This window comes from Bradyrhizobium sp. SZCCHNRI20481, assembly GCF_032485055.1.
Taxonomy (GTDB): Bacteria; Pseudomonadota; Alphaproteobacteria; order Rhizobiales; family Xanthobacteraceae; genus Bradyrhizobium.
This window is the reverse complement of sequence record NZ_JAUEUE010000019.1, coordinates 140,631-156,942: the sequence shown is the minus strand read 5'-3', so window position 1 is coordinate 156,942 and position 16,312 is coordinate 140,631. Positions and strand designations below refer to the sequence as shown.

General features: G+C 66.7%; 13 protein-coding genes. 10 read left to right on the top strand and 3 right to left on the bottom strand.

What is annotated here, in order from left to right; genetic code table 11:
* Nucleotides 1-170: 170 nt before the first annotated feature.
* The 10 genes from tkt (at nucleotide 171) to QX132_RS27915 (ending at nucleotide 10,609) form a co-directional block, all read left to right on the top strand.
* Nucleotides 171-2,156 (top strand): transketolase, encoded by a 1,986-nt coding sequence (gene tkt, locus QX132_RS27960; protein ID WP_316163373.1) that lies wholly within the window; start codon nucleotides 171-173, stop codon nucleotides 2,154-2,156.
* Nucleotides 2,157-2,369: 213 nt separating this feature from the next.
* Entirely contained in the window at nucleotides 2,370-3,377 is a 1,008-nt protein-coding gene (gene gap, locus QX132_RS27955; protein ID WP_316163372.1) for a type I glyceraldehyde-3-phosphate dehydrogenase, read from the top strand.
* A gap of 104 nt (nucleotides 3,378-3,481) precedes the next feature.
* Complete coding sequence (locus QX132_RS27950; RefSeq protein ID WP_315734412.1) at nucleotides 3,482-3,625, top strand: hypothetical protein; 144 nt, start codon at nucleotides 3,482-3,484, stop codon at nucleotides 3,623-3,625.
* A 27-nt stretch (nucleotides 3,626-3,652) separates the two neighbouring features.
* A complete protein-coding gene (locus tag QX132_RS27945; RefSeq protein ID WP_315813510.1) occupies nucleotides 3,653-4,843 on the top strand; it encodes a phosphoglycerate kinase in 1,191 nt (396 codons plus the stop codon).
* A gap of 46 nt (nucleotides 4,844-4,889) precedes the next feature.
* Nucleotides 4,890-5,165, top strand: a complete 276-nt coding sequence (locus tag QX132_RS27940; protein ID WP_316163371.1) for a hypothetical protein — start codon at nucleotides 4,890-4,892, stop codon at nucleotides 5,163-5,165.
* 189 nt (nucleotides 5,166-5,354) lie between these two features.
* A complete protein-coding gene (fba, locus tag QX132_RS27935; RefSeq protein WP_315771738.1) occupies nucleotides 5,355-6,422 on the top strand; it encodes a class II fructose-bisphosphate aldolase in 1,068 nt (355 codons plus the stop codon).
* A 448-nt stretch (nucleotides 6,423-6,870) separates the two neighbouring features.
* Entirely contained in the window at nucleotides 6,871-7,893 is a 1,023-nt protein-coding gene (locus QX132_RS27930; RefSeq protein WP_315771736.1) for a class I fructose-bisphosphate aldolase, read from the top strand.
* Nucleotides 7,893-8,570 (top strand): thiamine phosphate synthase, encoded by a 678-nt coding sequence (locus QX132_RS27925; RefSeq protein ID WP_316163370.1) that lies wholly within the window; start codon nucleotides 7,893-7,895, stop codon nucleotides 8,568-8,570. The genes QX132_RS27930 and QX132_RS27925 overlap by 1 nt, the downstream gene beginning before the upstream one ends.
* Nucleotides 8,571-8,579: 9 nt before the next feature.
* Entirely contained in the window at nucleotides 8,580-9,677 is a 1,098-nt protein-coding gene (locus tag QX132_RS27920; RefSeq protein ID WP_316163369.1) for a tetratricopeptide repeat protein, read from the top strand.
* A gap of 140 nt (nucleotides 9,678-9,817) precedes the next feature.
* The gene (locus QX132_RS27915; protein WP_316163368.1) at nucleotides 9,818-10,609 is read left to right on the top strand and encodes an inositol monophosphatase family protein; all 792 of its coding nucleotides are present in this window, start codon (nucleotides 9,818-9,820) and stop codon (nucleotides 10,607-10,609) included.
* Nucleotides 10,610-10,847: 238 nt separating this feature from the next.
* On the opposite strand, the gene QX132_RS27910 is transcribed toward QX132_RS27915, so the two are convergent.
* The 3 genes from QX132_RS27910 to QX132_RS27900 form a co-directional block, all read right to left on the bottom strand.
* Nucleotides 10,848-11,444 carry a hypothetical protein gene (locus tag QX132_RS27910; protein WP_316163367.1) on the bottom strand — a complete coding sequence of 199 codons (597 nt, stop codon included), beginning with the start codon at nucleotides 11,442-11,444 and terminating at the stop codon, nucleotides 10,848-10,850.
* A gap of 369 nt (nucleotides 11,445-11,813) precedes the next feature.
* Complete coding sequence (locus QX132_RS27905; RefSeq protein WP_316163366.1) at nucleotides 11,814-14,969, bottom strand: multidrug efflux RND transporter permease subunit; 3,156 nt, start codon at nucleotides 14,967-14,969, stop codon at nucleotides 11,814-11,816.
* A gap of 5 nt (nucleotides 14,970-14,974) precedes the next feature.
* Nucleotides 14,975-16,171, bottom strand: a complete 1,197-nt coding sequence (locus tag QX132_RS27900; protein ID WP_315734436.1) for an efflux RND transporter periplasmic adaptor subunit — start codon at nucleotides 16,169-16,171, stop codon at nucleotides 14,975-14,977.
* Nucleotides 16,172-16,312 lie beyond the last annotated feature (141 nt).

Here is a 16,312-nt window from a genome sequence, read left to right as displayed (position 1 = left end):
CAACGCTCGGCCGAAACTATGCACTACTAAGCAACTTTTGGGAGGTTCCCGGCGTTGCAGAACCTTTGATTCCCGGAACCGAGGTGCTAATCAGCCCGCAAAATCCCGGCCCGCCAGCAATACCGGCGGCGCTCCTGTCATCAGCATTTCACGTTTGGACGGATTCCAGCATGACGCAGGTCGATCATTCCCGCATGGCCAACGCCATCCGCGGGCTCGCAATGGACGCCGTCGAGAAGGCCAAATCGGGCCATCCGGGCCTGCCGATGGGCGCGGCGGACGTCGCCACCGTGCTGTTCACCCGCGTGCTGAAATACGATGCCGCAGCGCCCGCCTGGCCGGACCGCGACCGCTTCGTGCTCTCCGCCGGCCACGGCTCGATGCTGCTCTATGCGCTGTTGTATCTCACCGGCAACGAGGAGATGACGCTCGACCAGATCAAGCGCTTTCGCCAAGTCGATTCGCTGACGCCGGGCCACCCGGAGAATTTCCGCACCAAGGGGATCGAGACTACCACCGGCCCGCTCGGCCAGGGCATCTCCACCGCGGTCGGCATGGCGCTGGCCGAGAAGATGCTGCAGGCCGAATACGGCAAGAAGATCGTCGACCACCACACCTATGTACTGGCGTCCGACGGCGACCTGATGGAGGGCATCTCCCAGGAAGCGATCGCGATGGCCGGGCACTGGAAGCTCAACAAGCTGATCGTGCTGTGGGACGACAACGGCATCTCGATCGACGGCCCGCTGTCGATTGCCGACTCGGTCGACCAGGTGAAGCGCTTCAAGGCGTGCGGCTGGGCCGCCGAGCTGATCGACGGCCATGATCCCGAGGCGATTGCCGCCGCGATCGCACGGGCCCAGAAGTCGTCGAAGCCGTCGCTGATCGCCTGCAAGACCACGATCGGCTACGGCGCGCCGACCAAGGCCGGGACCTCCAAGGTGCATGGCGAGGCGCTCGGGGCAGAGGAGCTGAAGGGCGCCAAGGAGAAGCTCGGCATTTCGCAGGAGCCGTTCTCGGTGCCCGACGACGTGCTCGCCGCCTGGCGCGAGGCCGGCCGCCGCGGCGCGGCTGTGCGCGGCGAATGGGAGACCCGGCTTGGCGAGATGGGCCCGCGCAAGCGCGCCGAGTTCGAGCGCCGGCTGCGCCACGAGCGGCCCGCCGCGCTGGCGAAGGCGCTGAAGGATCACAAGAAGGCGCTGCTGGAGACCCCGCTCAACGTCGCCACCCGCAAATCGTCGGAGGCCGCGATCGAGGTGATCGCAGCCGCAATGCCGTTCGAGTTCGTGGCCGGCTCGGCCGACCTCACCGGCTCCAACAACAACAAGGCGAAGTCGGCTGTCTCGTTCTCGGCCAAGACGCCGAAGGGGCGCTTCATCCATTACGGCATCCGTGAGCACGGCATGGCCGCCTGCATGAACGGCATCTTCCTGCATGGCGGCTTCGCGCCCAACGGCGCCACCTTCCTGGTGTTCTCGGACTATGCGCGTGGCGCTATCAGGCTGTCGGCGCTGATGGGCGCCGGCGTCGTCTACGTGCTGACGCATGATTCGATCGGCCTCGGCGAGGACGGCCCGACGCACCAGCCGGTCGAGCATCTGGCCGCGCTGCGCGCGATCCCCAACATGCGGGTGTTCCGGCCGTGCGATGCGGTCGAGACCGCCGAATGCTGGGAGCTGGCGCTGAACCGCACCAACGGTCCGACCGTGCTGGCGCTGACGCGGCAGAACCTGCCGCAGCTCCGCACCTCAGCGCCGTCGGACAATCCGTGCAGCCGCGGCGGCTATGAGCTGGTCGCCGCCCAGGGCGAGGCCAAGGTGTCGCTGTTCGCGACCGGCTCCGAGGTCGAGATCGCGGTGGCGGCGCAGAAGCAGCTCGCCGAGCGTGGCATCCCAGCCCGCGTCGTCTCGGTGCCGTCGCTGGAGCTGCTGCTGGAGCAGCCGGCCGAGACCAGGGCCAAGATCATCGGCAACGCGCCGGTCAAGATCGCCGTCGAAGCCGCAGTGCGCTGGGGCTGGGACGCGGTCATCGGCCAGGACGGCATCTTCATCGGCATGCATTCGTTCGGCGAGAGCGGACCGGCCAAGGAGCTCTACAAGCATTTCGGCATCACCGCCGAGGCGGCTGTCGCGGCGGCCGTACAGCGGCTGGCGTAAAGGCCCGCTCGACCCTGCGCGGCGGTTCACCAAATCAGGAGCGCCGCACGAACGTGCTTCGCGACGGTTGAGCGATCGCAAAAAAAGGACTACGAAAGGACCATATCGTCCGCTCCCGCCCGGCAGAACCGGGCGGCAACAGTTCCAAAACCCTCGTGGGGCCCGTGAGAAGGCTGCCGACGGGGATGAGAAACGTCATTGAAGGAGACGAAAATGGCAGTCCGGGTCGGGATCAACGGGTTTGGCCGCATCGGCCGCAACGTTCTGCGTGCCATCGCGGAATCGGGCCGCAAGGACATCGTGGTGGTCGGCATCAACGATCTCGGCCCGGTCGAGACCAATGCCCATTTGCTGCGCTTCGACAGCGTGCACGGCCGCTTCCCCCACACCGTGACCGTCGACGGTGACAGCATCGACATCGGCAACGGCAAGATCAAGGTGACGGCCGAGCGTGATCCGTCGAAGCTGCCCTGGAAGGATCTCGGCGTAGACATCGCGCTGGAATGCACCGGCATCTTCACCTCAAAGGACAAGGCCTCAGCGCACCTGACCGCCGGCGCCAAGCGCGTGCTGGTCTCCGCGCCGGCCGACGGCGCCGACGCCACCATCGTCTACGGCGTCAACCACACCGCGCTGACCAAGGAGCACCTCGTCGTCTCCAACGGCTCCTGCACCACCAACTGCCTGGCCCCGATCGCCAAGGTCTTGAACGACACGGTCGGCATCGAGACCGGCTTCATGACCACGATCCACGCCTACACCGGCGACCAGCCGACGCTGGACACCATGCACAAGGATCTCTATCGCGGCCGCGCGGCGGCGATGTCGATGATCCCGACCTCGACCGGTGCGGCCAAGGCGATCGGCCTGGTGCTGCCCGAGCTCAAGGGCAAGCTCGACGGCGTCGCGATCCGGGTGCCGACGCCGAACGTGTCGGTGGTGGATCTCAAGATCGTCGCCAAGCGTAACACCGATCCGAAGGAGATCAACGAGGCGATGAAGCGCGCCAGCGAGCAGGAGCTCAAGGGCATCCTCGGCTACACCACGGCGCCGAACGTCTCGATCGACTTCAACCACGATCCGCACTCCTCGACGTTCCACATGGACCAGACCAAGGTCATGAACGGCAACCTCGTGCGCGTGATGTCCTGGTACGACAACGAGTGGGGCTTCTCCAACCGCATGGCCGACACGGCCGTGGCGATCGGCAAGCTGCTGTAACTCTCTCCCAGTCATTCCGGGGCGCCTCGCAGAGAAGCCCCCGGAATCTCGAGTTCCGGGTTCGGTCCGGCGGACCGCCCCGGAATGACGACTGAGGAAGCGTCATGACCCTTCCCAACTGGCTCGGTATCCCCGGTGCGATGTTGCTGATCGGCCTGATCGCTTATGGCTTCCGCCAAGGCATGCGGGTGACGGCGAAGCAGGAAGGCAATCCGCCGGAAAACACCGACGGATATAATCACCACTGATTAGTCCCTCGTTTTACGGTGGCTTCAATGAAACAATTCCGCACACTCGACGACGTCGACGTCAAGGGCAAGCGCGTGCTGCTGCGCGTCGACCTCAACGTGCCCATGGAGAATGGTCACGTCACCGATGCCACGCGCCTGGAGCGCGTCGCGCCGACCATCAATGAGATCGCGACCAAGGGCGGCAAGGTCATCCTGCTCGCCCATTTCGGCCGGCCCAAGGGGCGTGATCCGAAGGAGTCGCTGAAGCCGGTCGCCGCCGCTTTGTCCGCGGTGATCAAGCGCCCGGTCGCCTTTGCCGATGACTGCATCGGCGCGCCGGCCGCGAGCGCCATTGCCGCCATGAAGGACGGCGACGTGCTGTGCCTGGAGAACACGCGCTTCCACAAGGAGGAAGAGAAGAACGATCCGGCGTTCGTGGCCGAGCTCGCCAAGCTCGGCGACATCTGGGTCAACGACGCCTTCTCGGCCGCGCACCGCGCCCACGCCTCGACCGAGGGCCTCGGCCACAAGCTGCCGGCCTATGCCGGCCGCACCATGCAGGCCGAGCTCGACGCGCTCGACAAGGCGCTGGGCCGGCCTGCCAAGCCCGTGATCGCGGTCGTCGGCGGCGCCAAGGTCTCGACCAAGATCGACCTATTGGAAAACCTCGTCACCAAGGTCGATGCGCTGGTGATCGGCGGCGGCATGGCCAATACCTTCCTGCATGCCCAGGGCGTGCAGATCGGCAAGTCGCTGGCAGAGAAGGATCTCGCCGCCACCGCTCTTCGGATCATGGAGAAGGCGGAAGCCTCGAACTGCGCCATCATCCTGCCGGTGGATGCCACCGTCTCCTATCACTTCGCGGCGAACTCGCCGTCCTTCGCCTATGGGCTCGACGCCATTCCGCCGGACAGCATGATTCTCGACGTCGGCCCGCAATCGACCGCGCGCATCCATGCCGCGATCGACGATGCGGCGACGCTGGTCTGGAACGGTCCGCTCGGCGCCTTCGAGCTGACGCCGTTCGACCGCGGCACCATGGTCGCCGCGAAGCATGCCGCCGAACGCACCAAGGCCAAGAAGCTGGTCTCGGTGGCCGGCGGCGGCGATACCGTCGCCGCGCTCAACCAGGCAGGCGTGGCCGCCGACTTCAGCTATGTCTCGACCGCCGGTGGCGCCTTCCTGGAGTGGATGGAGGGCAAGCCGCTGCCGGGCGTCGAGGTGCTGAAGGCCTGATCTGCCGGCCCTTGTCGGCCATGGATGTTTCTGTTATGTTCCATCCATGGTCGAGACTCCGACAGACGCTGTCCATTCGATCCTGATCAAGATCCAGGAGAGCATTGCTGCGTTCCGGACAGAGGTCGGACAGTTCAGGCTGGATAATCGGACCGAGCACGAGCGCATGGAAGCCTTGATCCGCAAGCAGCGTCGGGACTGTGCCGGCATGCTGGTGATGATGCGCGCGGCCGCCAGTGACTTCGACGAGCGTGTCACCGAGGTCGAGGAGCGCATCGAGGTCGAGGAGCGCATCGCTGCTCTTGAAGCCAGGAAGACCTGATCTCCCATCGTTGAGCTACCGGCCAGCCCTACGCGCTAACCCTAGACATATCCTGATCGCCTCCTCCTCCGGGCTGCGTCGCCACTGCCCTTGGAATCCGCCCACCACCGCGTTATGCACGGTGCAGCAGTTTCGGCGCGTGCGCATCCTGCCGCACGGTCCAATCCTTAATCTCAGGGAGTTCCAGCCATGGCTCGTATCACGTTGCGTCAATTGCTCGATCACGCGGCGGAAAATGACTACGGCGTCCCGGCCTTCAACATCAACAACATGGAGCAGGCGCTGGCGATCATGGAGGCGGCCAATGCGGTCGACGCGCCTGTCATCATCCAGGCCTCGCGCGGCGCCCGCTCCTACGCCAACGACGTGATGCTCAAGCACATGATGGACGCGGTCACCGAGATCTATCCGCACATTCCGGTCTGCGTGCATCTCGACCATGGCAACGAGCCCGCGACCTGCATGACCGCGATCCAGGCCGGCTTCACCTCCGTCATGATGGACGGCTCGCTGAAGGCCGACGGCAAGACCCCCGGCGACTGGGACTACAATGTCGGGGTGACCAAGGCCGTCACCAACATGGCGCATCTCGGCGGCATCTCGGTCGAGGGCGAGCTCGGCGTGCTCGGCTCGCTCGAGACCGGCATGGGCGACAAGGAGGATGGCCACGGCGCCGAGGGCAAGCTGTCGCACGATCAGCTGCTGACCAATCCCGACGAGGCGGTGAAGTTCGTGCGTGAGACCAAGGTCGACGCGCTCGCGATCGCGATGGGCACCTCGCATGGCGCCTACAAGTTCACGCGCAAGCCGGACGGCGACATCCTCGCCATGAACGTGATCGAGGAGATCCACCGCAAGCTGCCGAACACGCATCTGGTGATGCACGGCTCATCGTCGGTGCCGCAGGACCTTCAGGAGATCATCAATTCCTTCGGCGGTAAGATGAAGCCGACCTGGGGCGTGCCGGTCAGCGAAATCCAGCGCGGCATCAAGAACGGCGTGCGCAAGATCAACATCGACACCGACAACCGCATGGCGATGACCGGCCAGATCCGCAAGGTGCTCTCGGAGCACCCGGAAGAGTTCGATCCGCGCAAGTACCTGAAGCCGGCGATGGAGGCGATGGCCAAGCTGTGCAAGCAGCGCCTGCAGGAGTTCAACACCGCCGGTCAGGCTTCCAAGATCAAGCGCGTGCTGACGACCGCCGAGATGGCCAAGCGCTACGCCAAGGGCGAGCTCGATCCGAAGGTGGCGTGAGCCGGCGTTTACAGCCCACTCGGCCCGCTGAGCTTGCTAGACCTCGGTGGTCACCGCGACGGCAGTGAGCTCCCCTCCCCCTTGCGGGGAGGGGTCGGGGGTGGGGGTCTCCGAGTGATCCTATCAGTGATGGGCTCGATAGCACGTGTCGGCGATCTTGCAGTTATGAGTTATGAGCGACACAGCGAAGGCCTGACCGCGCGCACCCCCATAGCGATTGACGAGGGACGATTGTAGACGCAACTCACTGAATTCAGCGCGCGTGGACCCCCACCCCCAACCCCTCCCCGCAAGGGGAGTCGGCTGCCTTTGACGCGACAGGTCGTCTGATCAGCAATCTCTCCTTCACCTCTGCGAGAGCCTGCCTTGGCTGTGGCCAATGTTTGCTCGGCATCCGCCCGAGAACCGTCTATTTTGATGGGCAGGGCAGGTGCGTCTGGAGCCAAGCATGAATCTCTCCGCACTGAACAGCACGGCCCTTGCCATGGTCACGCCGGGCAAGGGCATCCTCGCCGCCGATGAATCGACCGGGACGATCAAGAAGCGCTTCGATGCCATCAAGGTGGAATCGACCGAACAGAACCGCCGCGACTATCGCGAGATGCTGTTTCGCAGCGCAGGCATGTCGTTCATCTCCGGCGTCATCCTCTATGACGAAACCATCCGCCAGAACGCCGCCGACGGCACCCCGCTGGTGAAGCTGATCGAGGCGGCCGGCGGCATTCCGGGCATCAAGGTCGATGAGGGAACGCAGCCGCTACCCGGCTGCCCCGGCGAGCGGGTCACGGTCGGCGTCGACAGGCTTGCGGATCGGCTGGCGACGTACTACGCGCTGGGTGCGCGCTTCGCCAAATGGCGGGCCGTGATCGATATCGACAAGGACAATATCCCTTCGATGACAGCGATCCATGTCAACGCGCATGCGCTCGGCCGCTATGCCGCCCTGTGCCAGGCCGCGAACATCGTGCCGATCGTCGAACCGGAGGTGCTGATGGACGGCGATCATGACATCGGTCGCTGCTTCGACGTCACGCGCCGCGTCCTGAACGAGGTGTTTCGTGAATTACGCATCCAGCGCGTCGCGTTGGAGGGCATGATCCTGAAGCCCAACATGGCGGTGCCCGGCAAGCAGTCGCCGGACCAGGCCGGGGTGCAGGAGGTCGCCGAAAGGACCGTCCAACTGCTGAAGGAATGCGTGCCCGCGGCGGTGCCCGGCATCGCCTTCCTGTCCGGCGGACAATCGGACGAGAGTGCCACCGCGCATCTCGACGCGATGAACCGGCTCGGGCCGCTGCCCTGGAGGCTGACGTTCTCCTATGGCCGCGCGCTGCAGGCGGCGCCGCAACAGGCATGGGCCGGCAAGGCGGCGAACGTCCCCGCCGGCCAGCGGGCCTTCACCCACCGCGCCCGCATGAACGCGCTTGCAAGCCGCGGCCAGTGGACCGCGGCGCTCGAGAAAGAGGCCGCATAGTGTCCGGCAAGACGACATCCGCGCGGCCCGCACCGCGCCTCTATCTGGCAACGCCGGTCGTGACCGATGCGGCGGCGCTTGCCGCCGGCCTGCCGGCGATCCTCGCCAATGCCGATGTCGCGGCGGTGCTGGTGCGGCTGAAGGACAGCGATCCGCGCAGCATGATCACGGCGGTCAAGACGCTGGCGCCGGCGATCCAGGGCGCCGGTGCGGCGCTGCTGATCGACGGCCATCCCGACATCGTGGCCCGCGCCGGCGCCGATGGCGCGCATCTGACCGGCGTCGCTGCGCTGGAGGAGGCGCTGCCGGGGCTGAAGCCGGATCGCATCGCCGGCGGCGGCGGCCTGTCGACACGCCATGATTCGATGCGTGCCGGCGAACTCGGCGCCGACTATGTGCTGTTCGGCGAGCGCGATGCGCAGGGACGGCGGCCGTCGCCGGATGCCGTCAACGAGCGCCTCGCCTGGTGGGCGGAGCTGTTCGAGCCGCCCTGCGTCGGCTATGCGATCTCGCTCAAGGAAGCCACCGACTTCGTCGCGGCCGGAGCCGATTTCGTGCTGGTCGACGACCTCGTCTGGAACGACGCCCGCGGTCCCGCCGCGGCGCTTGCAGAGGTCAGCACCGCGATCCGGAGCGCATATGCGGCCGCGCCGGCCGACGCGCCGGGACAGAGCTGAACGGGGCCGATGACGATCCTGCGCCTGACATGTGTTGTTGCTGCGTTCGCCATGGCGATGACGGGCGCGGCCGCGCAGATCTCGCTGACGCCACCGGCTCTGCAGCCGGCGCCAGCCGAAAAGCCCAAGCCGATCGAGCGGCCGGCGGAGAAGGCGGCTGAGAAGCCCAAGCCGCCGGCACCGCCCGCGGCAAAGAAGCCGGCCCCTTCCCCCTCCGGCAAGCCGGCCGCTCCGGCACCGGCCACGACGCCGCAGCCCGCCGCCAATGATCCCAACGTCGACCTGGTCTACGGCGCCTATCAGCGCGGCCAGTACAAGACCGCCTTCGACCTGGCGTCGCCGCGCGCCCAGGCCGGCGATCCCAAGGCCATGGCGATGCTCGGCCAGCTCTACGAAAACGCCATGGGCATCCGCCGCGACTACGACAAGGCGGCGACCTGGTACAAGCGCGCCGCCGAGGCCGGCGACCGCGAGGCGATGTTCGCGCTGGCGATGATGCGGCTGGCGGGGCGCGGCGGCCCGATCGACAAGCCGGAGGCGGTGAAGCTGCTCGCTTCCGCCGCCAAGCTCGGCGAGCCCAAGGCTGCCTACAATCTCGCTTTGCTCTATCTCGACGGCCAGACCCTGCCGCAGGACCTCAAGCGCTCGGCCGAACTGCTGCGCATGGCGGCCGACGCCGGCAGTCCCGAGGCGCAATATGCGCTGGCGACGTTCTACAAATCGGGCACCGGCGTCCCACAGGACCCGGAGAAGGCCGCCCGCCTGCTGCAGGCCGCCGCGATCGCCGACAATGTCGACGCCGAGGTCGAATACGCCATCGCGCTGTTCAACGGCACCGGCGTGCCGAAGGACCAGCCCGCGGCCATCGCGCTGCTGCGCCGGGCCGCGCGGCAGAACAGCCCGCTCGCCCAGAACCGGCTGGCATGGGTGCTGCTGTATGGAATCGCCACCCAGATGGACAAGGTCGAGGCCTACAAATGGCACCTGGTGGCCAAGACGGCCGGCAAGGGCGATCCCAAGCTCGACGAGAAATTCGCCGACATGCCCCCCGAGGACCGCGCCAAGGGCGAGCAGGCCGCCAAGCGCTGGCTGGGCACGATCAAGTAACCTGCAAATGATCGGCCGCTGATCCGGTCTTGACGCCGCGGCCCCGGCAGGGCACCCACAGCCAGCCATTTCACCCGCCTTCGTCCCGATATGGGCGAGGCGCGCACCGCAAGGTGCGGTCAGCCCAGCGCATCGAGCACATGATCCATTCCGCCCTCATCAACGTCATGGTCAAGGCCGCGCGCCGCGCCGGCCGCAACCTCAAGCGCGATCTCGGCGAGATCGAGCACCTGCAGGTGTCGCTGAAGGGGCCAGCGAACTTCGTCTCGCGCGCCGACAAGAAGGCCGAGGAGATGCTGTACGAGGATCTCTCCAAGGCCCGTCCCGGCTACGGCTTCACCGGCGAGGAAGGCGGCAAGCGGGAAGGCAGCGACAAGTCGCACACCTGGATCGTCGACCCGCTCGACGGCACCACCAATTTCCTGCACGGCATCCCGCAATTCGCGATCTCGATCGCGCTCCAGCGCGAGGACACCGTGATCGCCGGTGTGATCTACAATCCCGCCAATGACGAGCTCTACATCGCCGAGCGTGGCAAGGGCGCGTTCCTCAACGACCAGCGGCTGCGCGTCGCCGCACGGCGCCAGCTCCACGAATGCGTCATCGCCTGCGGCCTGCCGCATATCGGCCGCGGCGACCACCAGCTGTTCCTGCGCGAGATGACCTCGCTGCAGGTCAAGGTCGCAGGGCTCCGCCGCTTCGGCGCCGCCTCGCTCGACCTCGCCTTCGTCGCGGCGGGGCGCTTCGACGCCTATTGGGAGCGCGACCTGCAACCCTGGGACATCGCCGCCGGCTTGATCATGGTGCGTGAGGCCGGTGGCACCGTTTCCGGCATCGACGGCAAGGAGGACGCGCTGGCCACCGGGCACGTCGTGTGCGGCAACGAGGTCATTCACCGCGAGCTGGTGAAGGTGCTGAAGGCGGCGGCGTAGTTCGAGCCTACGATCGCGTCTCAGTCTGCACTCTGCGGGCCTGGCGCGAGCTCTGGCCTCACACATGGTGTCCGTCCCGGCCTTGAGCCGGGACCCAGCCACCGGCTCTCGTGCCTGAGCAAGACCGGTCGACCAGCGTGCCTCAAACCTCTCCCTGGGGGTATGGGTCCCGGATCGGCGCGCGCGTGCCGCGCGCTTGTCCGGGACGACACCGAGGGTGTCGTTTGGTTGCCGGGCTCTACCGCCGCCCGCTGGTGAACGCCTGGGGCGTAGCACCTGGCAGCGCCGGCGAGTTGATGTCGCTGTCGACGCGGTCGGACGACTGGCCGGCATAGCTGAAGCCGAGCGACAAACTGACGTTGCTCGTCGGCTTGAACTCGACACCGCCGTTGATCGCATAAGCGGGCGTCGAGGTCGAGCGCGAATCGAACGTCGCGAACGGGCCGCCGAGGCCGGGATTGTACTTCAGCGCCTCGAAGCCGCCATAGACACTGACGCCGCTCTTGAAGGTGTAGCCGTATTGCGCGCCTTCGGTCGTGTACGAGCCGAGCGAGCCGTAGCGATTGACGATGTTCGAGCTCAGGCCGACGCCAGTGAGCGCCGACCAGTTGTTCGCCACGCTGTAGCGCCGCGAGAAGAAGCCGCTGTCGCTGCCGTTCGCCGTGAAGCTCGGAAAGTTGCCGTAGGAGTCGAGGCTGCCGGCATCGCTGAAGCCGACCGGCCAGCCCGGCAGCCAGTATTTCACGGGGCCAGACTGGGCGTGAGCCCCGGGAGCGCCGAGGCAGAGGCCAGCCAGCAGAAACGCGAAAGCCAATTTGCGTGGGAACATCGACATGCCGTTACCGCTTCACGTCGGCGGATCATACACGCGGAGAGTGGCGAACTCCAGACAGAGAGGGGATTTCGAGCGCGGCCGCGAAGCCGGTGCGCTCCCCTCCCCCTTGCGGGGAGGGGTCGGGGGTGGGGATCCACGAGTCACGCTCGATGTGATGACCCACCGCCCTATTCATGTGTGCGCAGTCGGTCCGCTACAGATCGTGCGCTTCGCACCGATGTCCGCTGACTGACTCTTGAACGGAGCATGCCACGACGTTCGGCGTTCGGCGCCCCCAACCCCCAACCCCTCCCCGCGAGGGGGAGGGGAGCAGACCGGCCGCGCGGCAGGATGTCGGCACAATCCTCCGGACAGACCATTCATGATCGCCTACGACTTCGCCGGCGCCGGTGGCCCATAGGCCTCACGCTCCGCCACCGGCTCCGTCTTCTCCCGATCGCCTGCGAGCACGCGCTGCACCGAGACGAAGAACACCGGCACCATCAGCAGCGCCAGGATCACCACCGCGATCATGCCGCCCATCACGTTGGTGCCGAGCGCCTGCTGGCTGGCGCCGCCGGCGCCCGTCGCCATCGACATCGGCAGCACGCCGCAGACGAAGGCGAGGCCGGTCATGATGATCGGGCGGAAGCGCAAGGAGCAGGCCTCGATCGTCGCCGCGACCAGCGGCTTGCCGTGGGCGCGCAGGTCCTTGGCGAACTCGATGATCAGGATCGCGTCCTTGGCGGCGAGTCCGATGATGGTGATCAGCGCCACCGTGAAGTACACGTCGTTGGACAGGCCGCGCAGATTGGCGGCGACGACGGCGCCGAGGATGCCGAGCGGCACGGTCAAGAGCACCGCGAACGGGATCGTCCAGCTTTCGTAGAGCGCGGCCAGGCACAGGAACACCACCAGTGCCGACAGGCCCAGCAGCAGCGGCGCCTGCGAGCCCGACAGCTTCTCCTGCAGCGACTGTCCGGTCCATTCATAGCCGAAGCCGCGCGGCAGCTTGCCGGCGAGCCGCTCCATCTCCTTGAGGGCATCGCCCGAGGTGTAGCCCGGCTTGGCCTCGCCGGAGATGCGGATCGCCGGATAGTAGTTGAAGCCGGCGATCTGGCTCGGTCCCCTGGCCCATTGGATCGTCGCGAACGACGAGAACGGCACCAGCTGTCCCTTGGCGTTCTTGACGCTGTAGTTGAGGATATCGTCTGCGTTCATGCGGCTGATGCGATCGGCCTGCACCACGACGCGCTGCATGCGGCCGCGGTTGGGGAAGTCGTTCACGTAAGTCGAGCCGAGATTGGTCGAGATCGTGTTGTTGATGTCCTCGAAGGTGACGCCGAAGGCGCCGGCCTTCTCGCGGTCGATCATCAGATTGACCTGGGGTCCCGGCGGCAGGCCTTCGACATAGACCTTCTGCAGCACCGGGCTCGCATTGGCTTCCGCGATCAGCTGGTCGGCGGCGGCGGTCAGCGCGGCATAGCCCTTCTGGCCGCGGTCCTGCAGGCGGAAGCTGAAGCCCGAGGAGTTGCCGAGATTGTCGATCGGCGGCGGCTGCAGCGCCGTGATCTTGGCGTCGCGCAAGCCGGCGAGATCGCGGTTGATGTCGGCGACCAGCGCCGCGGCGCCGTCACGCTTGCTGCGCTCCGACCAGTCCTTCAGCGAGATGAAGGCCTGGGCGGTGTTGACGCCCTGGCCGGCATAGCTGAAGCCGGTCAGGAAGGTGACGTTCTCGATCCCTTCGCGCTTGGCGAGATACTTCTCGACCGCCTCGACGGCCGCCTGCGTCCGCGCATAGGAGGAGTCCGCCGGTGTCTGCACGTCGGTGGTGATGAAGCCCTGGTCATCGACCGGCAGGAAGCCGCCCGGCAGCCGGATGAAGGCGAAGGTCAACCCGACCAGGAAGATCGCATAGATCAGCATCAACCGCCCGGTGCGCTTCAGCGCGCCGCCGACCACGCCGGCGTAGCGGTTGCGGCTGTTGTCCATGAAGCGGTTGAACCAGCCGAACACGCCCTTCTTCGCATGGCCGTGGCCGGCCGCGACGGGCTTCAGCAGGGTCGCGCACAGCGCCGGAGTCAGCGACAGCGCCAGCAGCGCCGAGAAGCCGATCGCGGCGACCATGGTGACCGAGAACTGCCGGTAGATGATGCCGACCGAGCCGGGGAAGAATGCCATCGGCACGAACACCGCCATCAGCACCAGGGTGATGCCGATGATGGCGCCGGTGATCTGGCCCATCGCCTTGCGCGTCGCCTCCTTCGGCGACAGCCCCTCCTCGGTCATGATGCGCTCGACGTTCTCGACCACGACGATGGCGTCGTCGACGAGGATGCCGACCGCGAGCACCATGCCGAACATCGTCAGCATGTTGATGGAGTAGCCGACCAGCATCAGCGTCGCGCAGGTGCCGAGCAGCGCCACGGGCACGACGATGGTCGGGATGATGGTGTAGCGGATGTTCTGCAGGAACAGGAACATCACCACGAACACCAGCACGACGGCTTCGACCAGGGTCATCAGCACCCGCTTGATCGAGGCTTTGACGACCGGCGTGATGTCGTAGGGGATTTCATAGCTGATGTTGGACGGGAAGAAGCGCGACAGCTCCTTCATCTTGGCCTCGACCGCGCTCGCGGTCGCCAGCGCATTGCCGGTCGGCGACAGCAGCACCGAGAGACCCGCGGTCGGCTTGCCGTTGAGGCGGGTGTTGAACTGATAGCTCAAGCCCCCGATCTCGATGCGGGCGACGTCGCGCAGCCGGACCGTCGAGCCGTCGGCATTGGCGCGCAGGATGATCGATCCGAACTCGTCGGGCGAATCGAGCTGGCCCTTGACCAGCACCAGCGCCGAGGTGCGCTGCGAGGTCGTCGCGGGCTCGGCGCCGATGCTGCCCGAGGCGACCTGCGCGTTCTGCGCGCCGATCGCCTTGGTGACGTCGTCGGCGGTGAGGCCGTAGCCGACCAGCTTTGCCGGATCGAGCCAGACGCGCAGCGAGCGCTCGGTCGAATACAGCGTGGCGCGGCCGACGCCGGGAATGCGCCGGATTTCGCCGAGCACGTTGCGGATCATGAAGTCGCCGAGGCCGACCTCGTCGAGGCTGCCGTCGGTGGACTGCAGGGTGATGATCTGCAGCACCGCGGCGGAGGCTTCCTCGACCAGGATGCCCTGCTGGATGACGGCGCGCGGCAGCCGCGCCTCGACACGCTTGAGGCGGTTCTGCACCTCGACCGAGGCGTCATTGGTCGACGTGCCCGGCACGAAGTTCGCGGTGATCTCGACCTGGCCTAGCGAATCGCTGGTGGATTCGAAATTGAGAATGCCGGAAGCGCCGTTGAGCTCCTCCTCGATGAGCCGCGTCACGCTGTTGTAGAGGTTCTCCGGCGATGCGCCGGGATAGCTCGTCGAGATCGAGATCGAGGGCGGCGCGATGATCGGATATTGCGCCACCGCCAGCAGCGGAATCGCGATCGCGCCGATCAGGCAGATGAACAGCGCGACGACCCAGGCGAAGATAGGCCGGTCGATGAAGAAGCTCGGCATGCGACTTACCGCGTCGCCGACTTCGATTCGAGCTGCGTCGCGGCGCTGACCTCGGTCCAGACCTGCGGCGCGACCCTGTCGCCGGCGGCGAACTTCTGGAAGCCGTCGACCACGACCTTGTCGCCGGCGCGCAGACCGTCGGTGATCAGCACCAGGCCATCCTGGGTCGGACCGGTGCGGACCGGCCTGGCGATCGCGCGGTTGTCGTCGCGGATGACGTAGACCTCGGACCCGCCGGCCGCGTTGCGCTGCACCGCCTGCTGCGGCACGCCGACGGAGTCGCTGTCGATGCCCTGCTCGATGCGGACGCGGACATACATGCCCGGCAGGAGCTCGCGCTTCGGATTGGCGAACTCGCCGCGCAGGGTGACCTGACCGGTGGCGGCATCGACCTTGGCGTCGGAGAACAAGAGCTTGCCCGGGATCGAATACGGCGTGCCGTCGTCGAGCACGAGACGGACCTTGATCGCGTCGGGCGAGATCTGGTCGAGGTCGCCCGACTCGAACGCCCGGCGCAGGCGGTTGAGCTCGCTCACCGACTGGGTGAAGTCGGCATAGATCGGATCGAGCTGCTGGATCGTGACCAGCGAGGTCTCGTTCTGAACCGCGATGGCGCCCTCGCTGACCTGGGCCGCGCCGACGATGCCGTCGATCGGCGCGCGCACGGTCGCATAGTCGAGGTTGAGCTGGGCGCGCGCGAGATCGGCCTTGCGGGCCTCGATGTCGGCCGCGGCTTCGCGCTCGCTCGCGACCGCCTTCTCCTGCTCGACCTCGGGCGCAGCGCGCTCCTTGAACAGCAGGGCGATGCGGCGCGCCTGCTGCACCGCGCGCTCATGCACCGCCTCGGCCTTGGCCAGCGCCGCCCGGCTCGACAGGATCTCCACCTCGAACGGTTTCGGATCGATGCGATAGAGCGGATCGCCCGCCTTGACCTCGCTGCCCTGGCGGAACAGCCGCTCGACGATGATGCCCGAGACGCGCGGACGGACGTCGGAGACGCGGGTCGGCGCGATGCGGCCGGGCAGCTCGCGCACGATCGCTCGCGCCTTCTGCTCGACGGTCACGATGCCGACGTCGGGGATGACGATCTGCTCATTGGCGGAGGCCTGAGCCTGGATGGGGTCGTTACAGCCGGCCAGCAGCGGCGCGGCGGCCGCGAGCATCAATGCACTGCTGACCAGCGACGCGCGAAAACGAGACATGGGTGGAGGAGCCCCTCGATGATGATGAAAACCGGTCGACCGGACGGCCCAGTCATAGCGCCATTCTGGCGCTCGCCTTGCCTGCAACATAGAAAAGAGCTGCTGCGACGCAACGCGGAACCCGGGCGGCTTGATGTCACA